The sequence below is a fragment of the Streptomyces sp. NPDC056144 genome (assembly GCF_042264145.1).
GTDB lineage: Bacteria > Actinomycetota > Actinomycetes > Streptomycetales > Streptomycetaceae > Streptomyces.
On the sequence record NZ_JBHJVF010000002.1, the window covers coordinates 376,544 to 390,553 of the forward strand.

Sequence of the window (14,010 nt, forward strand, 5' to 3'; positions counted from 1 at the left end):
GAGGAGGGGCTCGCGCTTCACGCGGGGGCTCGGGCGGGTCAGAGAGCGAGCGTGTCGTGCGGTACGCCCAGCGCCGTCAGCCGCGCCCGGTGACCTTCCAGCCGGGTCCGGAAGTCCGGCCAGTCGCCGGTGGCGCCGTCCCACGCCCGTTCCGCGAGGGCGCACAGACGGGGGTAGGTGAGGTACTCGATGTGCGCGGGTGTCGGGACGAACTCGGTCCACAACTGGCCCTGAGTCCCCAGGACTTTCCCGGCCAGGTGCGGTTCGCCGGCCGGCGGGCGGAGGTCGACTCCGTACACGGTGCGCACGTCCAGGGTGTGGCCCGGTTGCGCCGGCGGCTCGGTCGCGCCGGGGCCGCGCGCGTAGTCGAAGTACGTCGAGCGGTGGTCGGCGTGGATGACCTCGTGGCCCCGGCGCGCGGCCGACCACGCGTGTTCCGGCGTACGCCAGCTCATCACCGTGCAGGTCAGCGGAAGGGTCGTGCCGTCCTCGGCCCAGGCGACCGGCCGCCGGCCCGCCCGTACGACGTGGTCGGCCATCGTCGTCATGAACCAGCCGTGCAGGTCTCGCGGGCCGGACAGCCCCTCCCGGACGGCACGCGCCCTCGCCTCGGGGCTCGACTCCCATTCCTCCGTCGGGACTTCGTCGCCCCCGATGTGGACGTACCGGGACGGGAAGAGGTCCATCACCTCGTCCAGGACCGTGCGGAAGAAGGAGAGGACGTGATCGCCCACGCCGAGGACGTTCGGGCAGACGCCCCACCGCGTCCACACGTCGAGGCGCGTGTGCGGGTCGTTGCCCAGCTCGGGGTAGGCCGCGAGCGCGGACCGTACGTGCCCCGGCATCCCGACCTCGGGGACCACCGTCACCCCGCGCGCGGCCGCGTAGGCGACGAGGCCCGCGAGCTCGGCGCGCGTGTACGAGCCGCCGTGCGGGCGGCCGTCGAAGTCCTCCCCGCCGGCCGGGCCGATCAGCGACTCCGGCCGTCGGCCGCCGATCTCGGTGAGCCGGGGGTACGCCGTGACCGGCATCCGCCAGCCCTGGTCGTCGGTGAGGTGCAGCTGGAGGACGTTCAGCTTGTGCAGGGCCAGGAGATCGACGAAGCGGCGCAGGTAGGAGACCGGCTGGAAGTGCCGGGCGACGTCGAGCAGCATGCCGCGCCAGGGGTGGGCGGGGACGTCGGTGATCTCCACGCCGGGGAGGTCGACTTCCCGCCCGTACGCCCCCGACAGCCCTTCGTACGGCAGTAACTGACGGATCGTCTGCACTCCCCGTAGCAGTCCGGTCGGCCGCGCCGCGCGCAGCAGCACCCCGCCCGCGCTCACCGTCAGGCCGTACCCCTCCTCCCCCAGCCCGGTCAGGGCCGGGTCGAGGGCGAGGACGAAGGCGCCGTCCTCGGCGGGCTCCAGGCGGAGGCCGGTGGCGGGTCCCACGTACGTACGCAGGAGGTCGGCCGCCCCTTCCGCGCTCGGCGCGACGCGGAGTCGGGTGGTGGTGTCGAGACGGAATCCGCCGGGGCGCGGGGAGAGCCGGGTCGGGCGGGGGACGAGGGACAGTTCGGGTCGTGGGGGTGCGGTGACGTCTCGCAGGTGCACGGGTGGTGTCTCCCGAGGTGAGAGGTGCGGTGGTGGTGACGGTGACGGCGGCCGCGTCTGTCCGGACCTGATCCGCCGGATGGGCTGCGGCCCTGGCCCGCCGGGAGCTTCAGCCCTTGACTCCGCCGGCGGTGAGGCCCGACGTCACGTGTCGCTGGAGCGCGAGGAAGACGATCAGCGCGGGCAGCGCGAAGAGTGTCGAGGCCGCCATGGTGGCTCCCCAGTCCGTGCCGAAGGTCGTCTGGAAGGACGAGAGCCAGACCGGCAGCGTGCGGCTGTCCTGCTGCTTGATGATGAGGAAGTTGGCGTACGTGAACTCGTTCCAGGCGGTGATGAAGCCGAAGAGCGAGGTCGCCATCAGACCGGGCATGAGCAACGGGAGCGCGACCCGGCGGAACGCGCCGGTCCTGGTGCAGCCGTCGACCTGCGCCGCCTCCTCCAGCTCGGGCGGGATGCCCGCCATGAAGCCCCGGAGGACCACCACGGTGAACGGGAGGGTGATCATGAAGTAGACCAGGGTGAGCGTGGGCAGCCGGTCGAGCATGTTCGTGTCGCGGGAGATGATGTAGACCGGGATGATCAGCGACTCCCACGGTGCCATCTGGGCGATGAAGACCGCCAGCATGAACTGTCTGCGGCCCGGCCAGCGCAGTCGCGCCACGGCGTACGCGGCGCCGAGCGCGACGAGCAGGGCCAGGAGGACGGCGCCGAGGGTGACCAGGACGCTGTTGCGCCAGAACAGGCCGAAGCCGTCCGCCTGGACCGCCGTGCGGAAGTGGACGAGGGTCCACTCCTGGGGGATCAGGCGGGGCTCGTAGGACTGGATGTCGCGGGACGGCTTGAAGGCGGTCGTCACCATCCAGTACACGGGGAAGAGGCAGATCACGACGGTGAGGCCGGCCGCCGCGTGGAGCGGGAGGCGGCGGAGGGCGCGGGCGCGGGTCGGCGTCACAGGTCCTCCCCTTCCTGGCGGAACAGTTGGCGGAAGTAGACGACGAGGACGCCGCTCATGAGCAGGACGGTGACCATGGAGGCGGCCGATCCCAGGTCGTAGCGCTGGTTGGCGAGCGCGGTCTGCACGGCGTACACCGGGAGGATGGTGGTGGCGTCGCCGGGGCCGCCGCGGGTCATCACCCAGATCTGGACGAACGCCTTGAAGGTCCAGATCACCTCCAGGGAGAGGACCAGCATGAAGATCGGCCGGACCAGGGGGAACGTCACGGAGCGGAAGATCCTCGCGGCCCCGGCGCCGTCGAGGCGGGCCGACTCGTAGAGCTCCTCGGGCACGGTGGTGAGGGCCGAGTAGAGGGTGACGGCGGCGAACGGCACCGACTGCCAGACGATGAGGACGACGAGGATCGTGAAGGCGGCGGGACCGTCGGCGAACCAGGTGTAGCCCTCGAAGGAGGTGAGGCCGAGGCCGGTGAGCGTCTCGTTGACGATGCCGAACTGGGAGTGGAACAGCCACTGGAAGACGGTGGTGGCCGCCACGACGGGCACGGCCCACACCAGGACGAGCGAGCTGAGGACGACGGTCCTGCCGACTCTGCCGAGGCGTTCGGTCATCAGGGCGACCAGCGTCGAGAGGATCATGATGGCGACGACGTTGACCGCCATGAAGAGGAACGTGCGGCGGACGACGTCCCAGAACCTCGGGTCGGTCAGCAGGGTCTGGTAGTTGCGCAGCCCCACGAACTCGGCGTCGCCTCGGATCAGTTCGCGCAGCCGGAAGTCCTGGAAGGAGATGAGCAGGGCCCGGGCGAACGGATAGAGGAGGAGGTAGAGCATGCCGAGGACGGCGGGGGCGACGAGGAGGTACGGGCCGAGGTTGGTGGCGCGAAGCCGGGGAGCGGTGAGCCGCCGGGGGGTGCTGGCCTGCATGTGTCAGGAACCGCTGTTCAGGGTGGTGGCGATGGACTGGGACGCCTCCGCGGCCTCGGACTTCGCGTCGCGGCCGATGAGCACCGCCGTCATGTAGTCCTTGATCGGGTTCTTGCCCTCGACCGCGGCCCACTGCGGGGTGTTGGGCGTGGCGTGCCCCTGGGCGGCGCCGACCGCCATGGCCGCCGCGCCCGGGTCGGAGGAGACGGCGGCGGCGAGGGTGGTCTTGTTCGGGACGTAGCTCATCGCGAGGGCGAGCTTCTTCTGCCAGGCGTCCCCGGTGAGCTCCTTGACGAAGGTGTACGCCTCCTCCTGGTGCGCGGCGGCGGAGGGGACGACGAGGTCGGAGCCGCCGGTGAACACCGCGCCGGGGGTGTCCGCCGTCTTGCCGGGGATGGGGAAGAAGCCGAGCTTGCCCTTGAGCGCGGGGTTGCTCTGGGCGATGACGTTGGCCCCGCCGGGGGTGGCGATGACCTGGGCGACCTGCCCCTTGGCCACGACTTCGGCCTGGAGCGGACGGGACTCGTCGGAGTCCTTGGGGCCCTTGCCGAGGGCCTGGAGTCGTCGGTAGAACTCCATGGCTCTCAGCGCTTCGGGGGTGTCGAGGCCGCCCTTCCAGGTCGCGCCCTCCCGGACGGCGAGGTCGCCGCCCTCGTCCCAGACGAAGCCCGCGAGGGCGTACCAGTTCTGGCCGGGGAGGTAGATGCCCTGGGTGCCGTTCTTGTTGAGCTTCTCGGTGACGGTGAGCCACTGGTCGCGTGTGGTGATCCTGGCCGGGTCGATGCCGGCCTTCTCGAACAGGTCGGTGCGGTAGATGACGACGCGGTTGGCCGCGTAGTACGGGATTCCGTACTGCTTGCCCTCCCAGGCGCCGGGTTCGGCGAGGCCCTTCAGCCAGGCGTCGCCGCCGAGTTCGGCGACCTTGTCCGTGAAGTCGGTGAGGCCGCCGCTCTGGGCGTACTGGGCGACCTGGGTGTTGCCGACCTCGATGACGTCGGGGGCGTCATTGCTGGCCAGGGCGGCGGTGACCTTCTCGCCTATGCCCTCCCACTCCTGGATCTGGATCTTGAGGTCGATGTCCGGGTGCGCCTTCTCGAAGCCGGCCTCGAACTCCTTCTGGAAGGCCTCGGACACGCTGTCGCGCATCAGCCAGACGTCGAGGGCGGTCGGTCCGTCGGCGGCCGGGCCGCCTTCGCCGGACGCGGAGCAGGCGACGAGTCCGGTGCTCAGCAGCATGGCGCCGATCAGGGCGAGAGGACGGTGCTTCACGGGTTCACCTCTGGGGGCAGGAAAAGGGAACAGGAGGTCACCCTCGACCTGACCACTTGGGCGTCGAAGGTTTACCAGTTGGTGCGGCATGAAGGTGGCATGGACCAATGTCGTCGTCAACCCCTGCCGCAAAGAGGGGGTTTGCCCAACCCGTCCGACCTGACCACTTGACCAGCTATAGTTGACCAGAGAAGCTGGTGACGACGAACGAAAGCCCGGTACGGAGATGGAGATGGAGAGTCACGCGGCGGCCTCCGGCGCGATGCTCAAGCGCGAGCGGGTACGTCACGCGATCCTCGAACTCATCGAGGCGCGGCACCCCGGAGACCCCATCCCCTCCGAGCGCGCCCTCTGTTCCGAGCTCGGCGTGTCACGCCCCACCCTGAGGGCCGCCGTCGACGAACTGGTCGTCGCCGGGCTCCTCGTCCGCGAACACGGACGGGGCATGTTCGTGGCCGCCGAGAAGATCACCCAGGAGCTGGTGTCCGAACGGAACGCCTTCAGCCTGCCCCGGGCCGGCGGCGTGTGGACCAGCAGACTCCTGGAGTTCAGCACGTTGCCCGCCGGCGCCCGCGTCAGCCGCAAGCTCCGCGTCTCCCCCGCCGCCGAGATCCTCTACGTCGCCCGCCTGCGCCTGGTGGACGGCTCCCCCATGGCGATCGAGCACCTCCACGTCCGGGCCGACCTGGCCCCGGGTCTGACCAGTGACGAACTGGAGCAGGGCGATCTCTACGAGCACCTGCGCGACCACCACGGCGTCCAGGTCAACGAGGCGGTGCAGTCGATCGAGCCCACCGTCGTCACGCGGGACGAGGCCGAGCTGCTCGACGTACCGGAACTCTCCCCCGCGCTCCTCTTCGAGCGCCTCACCACCGACACCCGGGGGCGAGCGGTGGAGTACGTGCACTCCCTCTACCGCGGCGACCGCTACCGGATCGTCTCCCGCCTCGCCCTCAACGTCGCCGAGGCCGCGCAGCCCGCGGCGAAGGAGGGGCATCACCCGGGGATCCCCCCGGGCGACTTCACGGGGGGCGAGCCGGTCACGTTCTCGACGCGGGGCGTCGTGCAGCAGGACGGCTGAGGCCGGCGCCCCGTCCTTCCGGGCACCGGCCTCCTCCTGCTCTTCCTCCTCCCCCCTCCTCCGTCCGGGCGTCGGCCTCCTCAGTCCTGTCCCGCCCTGCGGGCCACGGTCGTCACCGCCGCCGCGGCGAAGGAGAGGACCGCGAACAGCAGCCAGACCGTCACGTAGCCCGACTCCGACGGAGTCGCGTCACCCGCGACCGGGCCCGAGCCCGAGCCCCGGCCCGGTCCCGCCGACGCGGCCAGGACCGAGACGATCACCCCGCCCGCGACGGCGCCACCGAGCGTCTTGGCGTTGTTGTAGAGGGCGGTGGTCACCCCGGTACGGGACGGGTCGCTGCCCTCCGCGATGACGGTCGGCAGGGCGCCGAGGGCCACCCCGATCCCGAGCCCGGCGATCACCTTCGCCGCCACCAGCTGCCACACCTCCGCGTGCAGCACGGCCGTGATCAGGAAGCTCGCTCCGATGAGGGAGAACGCGAGCGCGAGCGCCGGAACGTAGCCGAGGCGGCCCGCGATGCGCGCCGTGAGCGAGGAGGTGAGGACCGCCATCACCGCGGCGGGCACGGTGACGAGGGAGATCTGCAGGGCGGTGAGTGCGAAGCCGTACCCGGTAGGGGCCGGGTCGGCGGCCAGGAACGTGGCCTCGGGCGCCTGGCTGCCGAAGTAGACCACGCCGTAGACGAACGCGCACAGGAAGAACGGCGCGACCCTGCGGTCGGCGAGCGCCCGCACGTCCACCAACGGGTCGGGGGTACGCAGCTCGACCACCACCCAGACCAGGCCGAACAGCACCGCGAGGAACAGCTGCCCCCAGGCCGCCCCGGACAGCCCACCGCCGTCCCCGGCGGAGAGCCCGGACAGGAGCAGCACCACGGTCACCCCGAGGAGCGCAGCGCCCGGCCAGTCGAGCCGCCCCGCCGCCCGGCGCGCCGACTCCGGGACGACCGCGAGGAAGGAGACGGGGACGCAGACCACGGCGAGCACGACCGGGACGAGGAGCGTGATCGCGAGGTCGTTCGTTGCCTGGTGGACGGCCCCCATGACGACCCCGCCGATCAGGGTGCCGAGGGCGAGCGCGCCGACGAGCCGGGCGATCGCGGAGCGGGCCAGGTCGACCGGGAGCCGGTCGCGGACGAGGGCGATCTCCAGCGGCAGCAGCGCGGCCAGCGGCCCGAGCAGGACCCTGCCCGCGAACAGCATCGGCAGCGACTGCGCCAGCGCCGTGAGCAGGGTGCCGACGGCGACGCAGACGAGCGAGAGGCGCAGCACCCGCCGGTGGCCGTACAGGTCGCCGAGCCTGCCGAGGACGGGGACGGACACGGCGGCGGCCAGGAGCTGCGCCGAGACCGCCCAGGTCAGCTCGGCGTCGGGGATGCCGAGTTCCCGCCCGATGTCGGGCAGCAGGGGCGTGATCCCGCCCTGCAGGAATCCGCTGGTCAGCTCGAAGAGGACCAGGAGGCCGACGACGGCGCGGACGGAGGCGGGGCGTTCGGCCGCCGGGGTGGGCGTGGTGCCGGAGAAGGGGGAACGGGTCGGCGTCACGGGCGCTCCTCGGCGGCGTCCCGCAGGCGGCGGGCGGCGAGTTCGGCGAGCAGGACGGCGGCGTCGAGGACGGCCCGGTCGTCGAAGACCGCCCGGGGCGAGTGGTTGTACGGGGCGGTGGCGGGGTCGCGGTCGGGCGGGCAGGCGCCGATGCCGAGGTAGGCGCCGGGGACCTCACGCAGGACGAAAGCGAAGTCCTCCGATCCGGCGATCGGGCGCGGCGCCTCGAAGGCGTGGTCGGCGCCGAGCAGTTCCCGGGCCGTCCGCAGGGCGTGGGCGGCCTCGGCGGGGTCGTTGACCGTGACCGGGTAGTTCTCCTGGTAGTCGATGACGACGTCCAGGCCGTGCGCGTCGGCGACGCCGCGGACCGTCCGCTCGACCCCGGCCCGCACCTTGGCCTGGGTCTCGTCGGAGAAGGTCCGTACGGTCGCCTCGAACTCGGCGTGCTCGGGGATGACGTTGCCCGCGGAGCCGGCGTGCAGCGAGCCGACCGTGATCACCGCCGGGTCGAAGACGTCCGCGGTGCGGGTGACCATCGTCTGGAGGGCGGTGACCATCTCGCACACGGCCGGCACCGGGTCCTTCGCCAAGTGCGGGGAGGAGCCGTGGCCTCCGGCACCGGTGACCCGGACCGCGACCGCGTCGGAGGCGGCCAGCATGGGGCCCGGCCGGACGGCGGCGTAGCCGGTGGGGAGCATGGTCGAGGTCACGTGAAGCGCGTACGCCGCCACCACGCGGCTGCCGGCGGCATCGAGGACCCCTTCCTCGATCATGAGGGCGGCGCCGCCCATGCCCTCCTCCCCGGGCTGGAACATGAGGACGACGTCGCCCGCGAGCTCGTCGCGCCGTCCGGCGAGGAGACGCGCGGCGCCGACGAGGGCCGCGGTGTGCAGGTCGTGCCCGCAGGCGTGCATGCGGCCGGGTGCCTCGGAGGCGTACGGGACACCGCTCTCCTCCTGGACGGGCAGGGCGTCCATGTCGGCGCGCAGCAGGACCGCGGGGCCGGGCAGGCCGCCGCGCAGGACGGCGGTCACCGAGCTGAGCCCCTTCCCCAGGGTGATCTCCAGGGGCAGACCGTCGAGGGCGTCGAGGACCTTCCGCTGGGTGAGCGGCAGGTCGAGACCGAGCTCTGGTTCCCGGTGGAGGGCGTGCCGCAGCCGGATGAGGGAGTCTTCGAGGACGAGGGCGTCGCTGTGCTGGAACATGGCCGGTATAGTGCCGATCTCTTCGCTCGACGCTCCCCTGGTGCAGGAATCCGCCGGGATCACGTGATCATTTGCGCGAACAGGCCACCCCGCGTCGAGCCGCCACATGAGGAGCGGTCCCGTGCTCGACGAACTCGACTTCCTGCTCGTCACCGCGCTCCAGGTCGCGCCCCGCGGGGACTGGCAGCGGATCGGCGACGTCCTCGGGCTCGACGCCTCGACCGTCGCGCGCCGGTGGGCGCGGCTGACGGAGGCCGGACTCGCCTGGATCAGCGTCCACCCGAGGGCCCACGCGCACGCGCCCTCCGTCGTCGCCTTCATCGAGGTCGACTGCGTGCCCGGCCGGCTCCACGAGGTCGCCGCCGAGATCGCCGAGGACCCGCACGTGTTCAACCTGGAACACATCAGCGGCGGCCGGGACCTGCTCGTCACCGCCGTCTTCACCGACCAGGCGGAACTGGCCCGCTACGTCGGCTTCCGGCTCGGCGCCCTCCCCGGTGCGGCCGCCTCACGCACCCAGATCGCCACCACCCTCCACACCGAGGGCAGCCGCTGGCGCCTGGACCGCCTCTCCGAGGACCAGCGCCGCCGCCTCGCCCCCACCGCCGGCTCCGGAGCCCGGCCGCAGGGCGGCCGGCTCCTCCAGGGCCGCGACCTGGAACTCGTCCAGGCACTCAGCGAGGACCCCCGGCAGCCCGCCGCCCGGCTCGCCGAACGCACCGGACTCAGCCCGACCACCGTCCGCCGCCGCCTCGACCGGCTCGACGCCGAGCACGCCCTCGTCTACCGCTGCGAGGTCGCCCGGGCCCACTCCGGCTGGCCCGTCTCGGTCTCCCTGTGGGCCTCCGTGCCGCAGAGCCAGGCCGTCCGCCTCGCCGAACGCGTCAGCGCCCTCCGCGAGATCCGCCTCTGCGCCTCCCTGACAGGACCCCACAACCTGCTGCTCGCCGCCTGGCTGCGCTCGGTCGACGACATCGCCGCCTTCGAGTCGCGCCTCGTCGCCCGCTTCCCCGAACTCGCCGTCGCCGACCGGGCACTGACGCTCTGGCAGATCAAACTGGGCGGCCACCTCCTGGACCCGAGGGGCCACCACCTGCGCCCCGTCCCGCTCGACCTCTGGCAGGACCCGCGCTCCGAAGCCGCCGAGGCCCTCCTCCTCGACCGCCTGCGCACGCCGTCGGGCGGTCGGGGCCCCGGGAAGTGACATCCCCGGGAATCAGAGCGTGGTGTATCCGCGCGACCGGTGCCGTGACGGCGCGCCACACGACGCCCTGCGCCAGGCGCTCCAGGACGAGCTCGACCGGTCGCCGTCGAACGACTCACAGCGGTCAGCGGTCAGTCCGTCGGCAGGAACTCCGCCACCATGTTCCGGAACTCGGGGGCCGGGAGGTCGTGGGGGGAGAGCCAGTCCTCGCCCTTTGCCTGCTGCTCCCAGGCGAGGTGGCGGGCGGTGACGGCGGCCACGAACTCGCTTGCCAGGTGGGTCGATTCGAAGGCGTCCTGGTCGGAGGTCTGCGAGCTCGCGCCGACGATCACGCCGCGGACCTCGACCGAGTGGCCCCAGCGGAAGGCGCCGGAGCCGCAGAGGTGGGGGTCGGTGAGGACCGCTTCGCCGTAGTTGCGGCCCAGGCGGCGGTGGCCGGCGGCCTTCGCCGCCGCGTTGACGAGCCAGCGGTGGCCGTCGGCGCCGACCGTGACGACGCCGAGCACGGCGGCGTCGTGCGGCACCCACGGGTCCGCGGTCGGGTCCATGATCACGAAGCCCATGCCGGGCTCGGGGTAGACGCCCCGGGACGGGACCGACCCGGCCTCCGTACGGTTGCGCCGGATGCTCGCCGCCCTGCGGCGGCCCAGGTCCAGCAACAGCTGGTCGAGCTCGCTGTCGCTGAACATGTAGGCGTAGGGGTTGGTCCGGCACTTGGCCCGGACGATCTCACCACCCTCGACGGCGTCCGTGCTCATCGCTGTCCTCCTGTCGCGCGGCATATGCCCCGGCCGGTTGATCACGACAGGGTAGTCGTCACCGCTGCCGCGCGGCTGCCCCTCCTCAGAGGAAGTTGTTCGGCCAGATCATCGTGCGCCACATGTGCGCCACCGGGGACCCGTCGAAACCGAGGCCCTCGGCCGGCTGCCGGAAGTGGCGGCCGACGACGTCCTCGAACTCCCGGAAGTCGACCTCGACCTCGGGATCGAAGGTGTACAGGTCGTTGATCGTGACCATGCGGGCCGACATGTACCACCGGTGCCGTCGGGCTTCCTCGTAGGCGGTCCTCGTGTGCGCCGGCGGCCGGTACTCGACGCCGAAGAACTCGCTGTAGGCCTCGGGGTAGCCGTAGCCCACGCTCTCGTCGGGGAAGTACCGCAGGGTCTCGTGCTCCCGGATGGCCCACGCGACCTCCTCGTCCACGTACGGCTCCACCAGTTGCGCGCCCCAGTGCCCGTGGTGGCTGCGCAGCAGGACCGCGACCGAGATGTCGTGCAGCAGACAGGCGAGCACCACCTTGTCGTCCATCCCCTGCTCGCGCGCCCGGCGTGCGCTCTGGAGCATGTGCCGGGTGGTGAACGGGTCGAGCGCGAGCCGCCGGCGGAAGAAGTCGGCGAGCGTGGGACGCTCCGGCATGACCGGGAGAGTGCTGTTGTCGCCCATCATGAACACCTGTCCCGGTCCGCGTGAGGCGAGCCATCCGTCGCCGGACCGGTGTCCGTCGGTACCGAGGGTCGCGACGGCCGGGGGACAGATGACGCGGACGTGCTCGTGCTGGCCGTGAGACACGTACTGCCTTCCTCCTGGGGTGCCTCCGGTGTAGGGCACCACGGCTGCTCATACCATCAGGAAGATCATTAAGACGGGCTTCGCGTTCACTCGGATGCCGGAGCGCGCGGCGGGAAAACCCTCGTCCCAGTGAGCCCGGCGCACATCGGTGCGATACGCGCGCCTCGCCGCCACAGCACGAACACGAGCCCCCCCAGGCCGTAGGCAAGGACGAGCGCGGCGACCGCCGTGGCCAGGGCCGTACGGTTCCAGGCGAGTGCCGTGCGCTCCGGCTGGAGTCCGGGGTCCCAGGGGCCGGACGGGTCCCGGTCTGGGCATGGGGCAGTCCTCGGCCGTCAGGCCGTCAGGCCGTCCGGCCGTCCGGCCGTCAAGCCGTCAAGCCGTCAAGCCGTCAAGCCGTCAAGACCGTGACACCCATCCCCGCGAGCGCCTCGACCACCGGGTCGTGGGCGTCGGCGTCGGTGAGGAGAGCCGTGACGTTCTCCCAGGGCAGGACGCGGAAGCGGGACGCCGTGCCGATCTTCTCCGAGGAGGCGAGGATGTACGTGTCCGCGGCACGGCCGGACAGAGCGCGCTTCATCGCGGCCTCGTCGGCGTCCGCCGTCGTCAGGCCGGCCTCCGGGTGGACGCCGGTGACGCCGAGCAGACAGAGGTCGGCGGAGACGTTCTGCGCGGCCTCGACGGCGGCGGCTCCGCACGTGACCGCCGAGTGCTTGAAGACGCGTCCCCCGAGCAGGAACAACTCCGCCTGAGGGTGGTCGAGCAGGGCCGCCGCGATCGTCGGGCTGTGGGTGATCACCGTGCAGGCGAGGTCGTGCGGGAGGGCGCGGGCCACGGCGAGGGCCGTGGTGCCGCCGTCGAGGATCAGCGCGGCTCCCGGCCGCACGAGTCCGGCGGCCAGCTGGGCGACCTTCCGCTTTCCGTCCAGGGCCACGGTCTGCCGGGCGGCGTAGTCGGCGATCGCCGGGGAGACCGGGAGCGCACCCCCGTACACCCTCTGGCAGAGCCCCTCGGCGGCGAGATCGCGCAGGTCGCGCCGCACGCTGTCCTCGGAGATGCCCAGTTCGGCGGCGACGTCCTTGGCGACGACCTTCCCCTGGCGGGCGAGCAGGTCGAGCAGGTGGTCGCGCCGTTCAGCAGCCAGCATGCACGTTCCTTCCTGTTCTTGCATGATTCTGCGTGTAGCTTAGCGGTTCCGCCGTACGCGACAGAGGCACCCCCTCGCAGACCACAGGAGAAGGCATGAGCAGCGACCCGAACCGCACGAACCATCCGATCCGCCCTGGCCGCCCCGGCCGCCCCGGTGTCGACACGCCGGACCATCGCGGACGCATGGGCCTCGACCGGGCCGGGCGGGACCTGGACCGCAACCCCGACGTCCGCGTCCGCGACGTCGAGGTCACCTCCCAGGGCTGGCACGTCCTGCGCCGGACCACCTTCGACTACCGTCGCTCCGACGGCCGGTGGGAATCCCAGCAGCGCGAGACGTACGACCGGGGCAACGGTGCCGTCGTGCTGCCGTACGACACCGAGCGCGGCCGCGTGCTGCTGACCCGTCAGTTCCGCTACCCCGCCTACGTGAACGACCACCCGGACGGCATGCTCGTCGAGGCCGCGGCGGGACTGCTCGACGCGGACGACCCGTACACCGCGATCCGCCGCGAGAGCGCCGAGGAACTCGGCGTCACCCTCGGCCCGCTGACGCACGTGCTCGACGCCTACATGAGCCCCGGCTCCGTGACCGAACGCCTCCACTTCTTCGCCGCTCCCTACACGCCGGCCGACCGGACGGGCGCCGGCGGGGGGCTCGAAGAGGACGGCGAGGACATCGAGGTCCTCGAACTCCCCTTCAACGAGGCCCTCGACATGGTCCGCGACGGACGCATAGCCGACGGGAAGACCATCATGCTCCTGCAATGGGCCGCGCTCGACGGCCCCTTCGCCAGGCGCGACCCGTGACGCGCCCGAGTCCGAGCCGCCGAATCCGACGCGCCGTCCGCATCAACTCCAGGTGCGGGAGCGGAGTCGTTCGGGAGGACGAGCGAACAGAGGAGCCGCGGCTTCGGAACCGATCACCATAAGCGGCGCTTCTTCGCCGATTCGGCCCCCTGGGCGGGCCGGGTGGCAGGTCGAGCGCCCCGGCAGGTGGTGAGCAGGAGGCCGGCCAGGGCCGAACCGGTGGAGCCGAGGAGCTGGGTGTAGCGGGTGATGACCTCGTTCTCCCGGCTGAGCTCGGTGCGCGGACCGCCGACGGCGAGGCGGATCCGCTGGATGTCGGCGGATCGGGCGCGCCTCTCGGACACGAGTCGGCAGATCTCCGTGTCGATGTCGTCGATCCGGGAACGCAGGGTGGTGATGTCGTCCTGTGCCTCGGTGGTCAGGTCGAGGGTCATGGGTGTCTCCGTTGCGAGTACGACTGGCGGACGGGCAGTGAAAGGAGAGAGAAAGGTGAGCGCGGGCGCGAGCGCGCGCGTCACGCCGCCGCAGGCAGGGGGGACACGGGAACTTTCCCAGTCGGGGCGGGTCCGGCCCCCACTGGCATCGTCTGCTCCACAGTTTCCCCCTCAAGCACTGTGCGCTACGTCGACACCCTGACAGCGGTGCATCAGACGGTCAAGCAAGTAGTGATACGTGCACGACTCGGACATGATGAATTCATGCA

The 14,010-nt window shown here is 71.8% G+C and carries 13 protein-coding genes and 1 pseudogene; 3 read left to right on the top strand and 11 right to left on the bottom strand.

Features of this window, described 5'->3' with window-relative positions; translation table 11 throughout:
* Positions 1-38 precede the first annotated feature (38 nt).
* From ACFC0Z_RS08200 to ACFC0Z_RS08215, 4 genes are all read right to left on the bottom strand, one after another.
* Positions 39-1,595, bottom strand: a complete 1,557-nt coding sequence (locus ACFC0Z_RS08200; protein WP_376434063.1) for a beta-N-acetylhexosaminidase — start codon at positions 1,593-1,595, stop codon at positions 39-41.
* A gap of 109 nt (positions 1,596-1,704) precedes the next feature.
* A complete protein-coding gene (locus ACFC0Z_RS08205; RefSeq protein ID WP_376434065.1) occupies positions 1,705-2,547 on the bottom strand; it encodes a carbohydrate ABC transporter permease in 843 nt (280 codons plus the stop codon).
* A complete protein-coding gene (locus ACFC0Z_RS08210) occupies positions 2,544-3,476 on the bottom strand; it encodes a carbohydrate ABC transporter permease (protein WP_376434067.1) in 933 nt (310 codons plus the stop codon). The genes ACFC0Z_RS08205 and ACFC0Z_RS08210 overlap by 4 nt, the downstream gene beginning before the upstream one ends.
* A gap of 3 nt (positions 3,477-3,479) precedes the next feature.
* Positions 3,480-4,745, bottom strand: a complete 1,266-nt coding sequence (locus ACFC0Z_RS08215; RefSeq protein WP_376434069.1) for an extracellular solute-binding protein — start codon at positions 4,743-4,745, stop codon at positions 3,480-3,482.
* 232 nt (positions 4,746-4,977) lie between these two features.
* On the opposite strand from ACFC0Z_RS08215, the gene ACFC0Z_RS08220 reads away from it, so the two are divergent.
* Positions 4,978-5,826, top strand: coding sequence for a GntR family transcriptional regulator (locus ACFC0Z_RS08220; protein ID WP_376434071.1), 849 nt, complete (start codon positions 4,978-4,980; stop codon positions 5,824-5,826).
* Between the two features lie 80 nt (positions 5,827-5,906).
* On the opposite strand, the gene ACFC0Z_RS08225 is transcribed toward ACFC0Z_RS08220, so the two are convergent.
* Entirely contained in the window at positions 5,907-7,370 is a 1,464-nt protein-coding gene (locus tag ACFC0Z_RS08225; RefSeq protein ID WP_376434073.1) for an MFS transporter, read from the bottom strand.
* The gene (locus ACFC0Z_RS08230; protein WP_376434075.1) at positions 7,367-8,575 is read right to left on the bottom strand and encodes a M20 family metallopeptidase; all 1,209 of its coding nucleotides are present in this window, start codon (positions 8,573-8,575) and stop codon (positions 7,367-7,369) included. Before ACFC0Z_RS08230 ends, ACFC0Z_RS08225 begins: the two co-directional genes overlap by 4 nt.
* 121 nt (positions 8,576-8,696) lie before the next feature.
* Here ACFC0Z_RS08230 and ACFC0Z_RS08235 point away from each other — a divergent pair, with 121 nt between their 5' ends.
* Positions 8,697-9,779, top strand: a complete 1,083-nt coding sequence (locus tag ACFC0Z_RS08235) for an Lrp/AsnC family transcriptional regulator (protein ID WP_376434077.1) — start codon at positions 8,697-8,699, stop codon at positions 9,777-9,779.
* 131 nt (positions 9,780-9,910) lie between these two features.
* Here ACFC0Z_RS08235 and ACFC0Z_RS08240 read toward each other — a convergent pair whose 3' ends face one another.
* The 4 genes and pseudogenes from ACFC0Z_RS08240 to ACFC0Z_RS08255 form a co-directional block, all read right to left on the bottom strand.
* The gene (locus ACFC0Z_RS08240; RefSeq protein WP_376434079.1) at positions 9,911-10,537 is read right to left on the bottom strand and encodes a hypothetical protein; all 627 of its coding nucleotides are present in this window, start codon (positions 10,535-10,537) and stop codon (positions 9,911-9,913) included.
* A gap of 85 nt (positions 10,538-10,622) precedes the next feature.
* Positions 10,623-11,348 carry an HD domain-containing protein gene (locus ACFC0Z_RS08245; RefSeq protein ID WP_376434081.1) on the bottom strand — a complete coding sequence of 242 codons (726 nt, stop codon included), beginning with the start codon at positions 11,346-11,348 and terminating at the stop codon, positions 10,623-10,625.
* Between the two features lie 203 nt (positions 11,349-11,551).
* Positions 11,552-11,635 (bottom strand): annotated as a pseudogene (locus ACFC0Z_RS08250) (DUF202 domain-containing protein); the annotation flags it as partial.
* Positions 11,636-11,739: 104 nt separating this feature from the next.
* The gene (locus ACFC0Z_RS08255; RefSeq protein WP_376434083.1) at positions 11,740-12,495 is read right to left on the bottom strand and encodes a DeoR/GlpR family DNA-binding transcription regulator; all 756 of its coding nucleotides are present in this window, start codon (positions 12,493-12,495) and stop codon (positions 11,740-11,742) included.
* 95 nt (positions 12,496-12,590) lie between these two features.
* On the opposite strand from ACFC0Z_RS08255, the gene ACFC0Z_RS08260 reads away from it, so the two are divergent.
* Complete coding sequence (locus tag ACFC0Z_RS08260; protein WP_376434085.1) at positions 12,591-13,307, top strand: NUDIX domain-containing protein; 717 nt, start codon at positions 12,591-12,593, stop codon at positions 13,305-13,307.
* Between the two features lie 113 nt (positions 13,308-13,420).
* Here the strand turns inward: ACFC0Z_RS08260 and ACFC0Z_RS08265 are convergent, their stop codons facing one another.
* The gene (locus ACFC0Z_RS08265; RefSeq protein WP_376434087.1) at positions 13,421-13,741 is read right to left on the bottom strand and encodes a chorismate mutase; all 321 of its coding nucleotides are present in this window, start codon (positions 13,739-13,741) and stop codon (positions 13,421-13,423) included.
* Positions 13,742-14,010 lie beyond the last annotated feature (269 nt).

Coding starts and splice junctions, on each gene's coding strand:
- ACFC0Z_RS08210 (WP_376434067.1), bottom strand. CDS start 3,476: ATGCAGGCCAGCACCCCCCGGCGGCTCACCGCTCCCCGGCTTCGCGCC.
- ACFC0Z_RS08220 (WP_376434071.1), top strand. CDS start 4,978: ATGGAGAGTCACGCGGCGGCCTCCGGCGCGATGCTCAAGCGCGAGCGG.
- ACFC0Z_RS08230 (WP_376434075.1), bottom strand. CDS start 8,575: ATGTTCCAGCACAGCGACGCCCTCGTCCTCGAAGACTCCCTCATCCGG.
- ACFC0Z_RS08240 (WP_376434079.1), bottom strand. CDS start 10,537: ATGAGCACGGACGCCGTCGAGGGTGGTGAGATCGTCCGGGCCAAGTGC.
- ACFC0Z_RS08255 (WP_376434083.1), bottom strand. CDS start 12,495: ATGCTGGCTGCTGAACGGCGCGACCACCTGCTCGACCTGCTCGCCCGC.
- ACFC0Z_RS08260 (WP_376434085.1), top strand. CDS start 12,591: ATGAGCAGCGACCCGAACCGCACGAACCATCCGATCCGCCCTGGCCGC.
- ACFC0Z_RS08265 (WP_376434087.1), bottom strand. CDS start 13,741: ATGACCCTCGACCTGACCACCGAGGCACAGGACGACATCACCACCCTG.